General features: G+C 56.9%; 3 protein-coding genes. All 3 read left to right on the top strand.

What is annotated here, in order from left to right:
• A partial coding sequence (locus GIW04_RS29710) for an MFS transporter (protein ID WP_236479531.1) occupies positions 1-981 on the top strand: 981 nt, incomplete at its 5' end.
• A 30-nt stretch (positions 982-1,011) separates the two neighbouring features.
• On the top strand, positions 1,012-1,395 hold the full coding sequence (locus GIW04_RS29715) for a nuclear transport factor 2 family protein (protein WP_014718565.1): 384 nt from the start codon (positions 1,012-1,014) through the stop codon (positions 1,393-1,395).
• A 180-nt stretch (positions 1,396-1,575) separates the two neighbouring features.
• Positions 1,576-2,376 carry a hypothetical protein gene (locus tag GIW04_RS29720; protein WP_019817113.1) on the top strand — a complete coding sequence of 267 codons (801 nt, stop codon included), beginning with the start codon at positions 1,576-1,578 and terminating at the stop codon, positions 2,374-2,376.
• Positions 2,377-2,602 lie beyond the last annotated feature (226 nt).

Genomic DNA, 2,602 nt, shown 5'->3' on the forward strand with positions numbered 1-2,602 from the left:
GTGTTGACCACGCTGGTCGCTACCACGCACAACTGGGGCTTGCTCCTGCTCCTGCGGTTTCTGTCCGGGCTGGGCTTGGGCGGGGTGTGGGGGATTGTCTCAGCCTATGTAACGGAAACCTGGCCTGCCCATCAACGGGCACGAGCGATCGGGTTCGTGTTGAGTTCATTCCCGATTGGCGCCGCCATCGCGGCAATGGTGGCGGCCAGCTACCTGCCAGACTGGCAAACCCTGTTCATGGTGGCGGGGATCTCCACCTTGATCCCGCTGGCGTATCTGTTTTTCTTTGTGCCTGAGTCACCGGAATGGACCGCGCAGAAAATCCGCAACATGGCCGGCCCCAGCCAGCACAAGCATGTCTCGATACGCGAAATATTTTCCCCCGAACTGCTGCGCCTGACCCTGCTGGGTACCCTGGCGGCGAGTTTTGCGGTGATTGGCTTCTGGGGGGCGAGCACTTGGTTGCCCACCTACTTGATCAAGGAGCGCGGACTGGACATTGGGATGATGGCCAACTTCATGGCGATCCTCAACATCGGCGCCTTTATCGGTATCAATGCCTTCGGCTTCATCGCTGACCACATCGGTAAACGCAACGCCACGCTCCTGTCATTGCTCGGCAGCGCGCTGATGTTATCGATTTATGCACTCACCACCGATAACGCCATTCTGTTCTGGCTAGGGCCGATCTATGCCTTCTTCTATGCCTTTGCCAGTTTGTTTGCCTCCTACTTCAGTGCGTTGTACCCCACGCGGGTACGCACTCTCGGCGCGGGCTTCTGCTTCAACTTTGGCCGGGGCCTGGCGGCTTTTGCGCCGCTCCTGCTGAGTGGTATCGCCACCCACTACAGCCTGGCGTGGGGCCTGTTGGTGTGCGCCGGTTTTTTTGCCTTGGCCACTGTCACGCTGTTGTTTATGCCCCAGGTGGAGTCAGACGTGCCCGCTCGCGCGGGAGGGGCGCTGAAAACCACGGATTCCTGAAGTTTGAGATCAACACTGGAGTATCAAACGATGTCAGAGCAACGCGTAGAACAACAGATCCAAACCCTGGAATTGCGCCGCCGCCAGGCGATGGTCGAGGGCGATATGGACTTCCTGGAAAGTATCTATACCCGCGACTTGACCTACAGCCACTCGGACGGCAAGAGCGACAGCAAGAGCAGCTACCTGCAGGGCATGCGAGAGGGCGTCTGGCGCTATCGCGGCTTCACCAGCCGTGACGAGCAGATGCGCAGGGTAGGGGAATGCGTGGTCGTTACCGGGCTGATCGACATGGACGTGGTGATCCGTGGCGAACCCATGGTTCTCAACTCGCGGTACATCAGCGTGTGGAAGGCGGGCAATAACGGCTGGCAAATGATTGCCTGGCAATCCACTCGTCATACCCATGGCTAACGTCCGCTAAGCCATAGCACCCCTGGCAACTTGAACCCGGCCCTCGTGGTCGTCCGGGCAAGGCTTGCGCATGCCTGGAAACCGGGATGGCTGGACCTTTGACGTGATGGAATCCTGAACATGTACGTACAACAATTACAAAAAACGTATTGCAAGGCTCTTTTGATAACCGCGGGTGCAATGAGTCTGATCTCAAGCCCGGCACAGGCCAAGGACTGGAGCGATACCTTCATCGGTTTTCGCTACGGTACCGACTTCACCGAACCCAGCATCCGTGGCAAGGTCCAGAAGGAGATCTACCAACTGGGCCATGCCAGCGGCAATGAGACCGGTTCCAATTTCTTCAACCTGGACGTACTCAAGTCCGACAGTAACGATCCAAAGAAAGACAGCGATTCGGGTGCGACCGAGGCCTATCTGGTGTACCGCCATCAACTGTTCCTCAGCCAGGTGTTCGAGCGGTCGATGGCCTTTGGTCCGGTCAAGGAGGTGGCCCTGAGCGGCGGAGTTGAGCTCAACTACAAGAACACCGAGTTCGCTACCCGCAAGCGCATGTTGGTGGCCGGTCCGACGCTCAAGTTCGACGTGCCCGGTTACCTGGATATCAGCCTGCTGTATGCCATGGAATGGAACCACTGCGGGTTGAATGCGTGCCAGGCCGAAAACATCCAGTTCGACCCGTACTATGTGTTGCACATGGTCTGGGGCATCCCGTTCCAGGTGGCCGGCGTGCCCCTCAAATTCCAGGGTTTTGCCAGCTACAAGACCGAGAAGGGCAAGGATTACTTCAAGCAGGATACGGCCGAGGAAAGCCTGGTGCGCGCGTCATTGATGGTCGATGTCGGGCAACTGGCATGGGGTCGCAAAAATACCCTATTGGTCGGTCCGGGCTATGAGTACTGGAAACACAAGTATGGCGCGATCAATAAACCGGGTACCGATACGCATGCGCCGACGTTCCACCTTGAGTGGCACTTCTGAAGTTTAAACCCGATTGTGACAGGGCGAGGTGAGCTGTATGTCTTCAAGCTCACCTCACGCTGTCCAAAAAAGGCGCCAAAAAAGCGGCGCGTGCAGGTTCTTAGTCTTATTTTGTTACTAACCCATGTCCTAAAAATTCAGCCCTGCGGCGGCAAAGCAGGACAAAACACCCTCTCGCCATTCAATTTTCATAAAAATGTAACAACCCTGCTTCACAGTTCGGGAG

The sequence above is a fragment of the Pseudomonas sp. PA-4-8C genome (assembly GCF_021606625.1).
In the GTDB taxonomy this organism is placed as follows: Bacteria; Pseudomonadota; Gammaproteobacteria; order Pseudomonadales; family Pseudomonadaceae; genus Aquipseudomonas; species Aquipseudomonas lactis.

What these genes read in the sequence shown, in the direction of transcription:
- GIW04_RS29715 (WP_014718565.1), top strand. Translation starts at nt 1,012, where the DNA reads ATGTCAGAGCAACGCGTAGAACAACAGATCCAAACCCTGGAATTGCGC.
- GIW04_RS29720 (WP_019817113.1), top strand. Translation starts at nt 1,576, where the DNA reads ATGAGTCTGATCTCAAGCCCGGCACAGGCCAAGGACTGGAGCGATACC.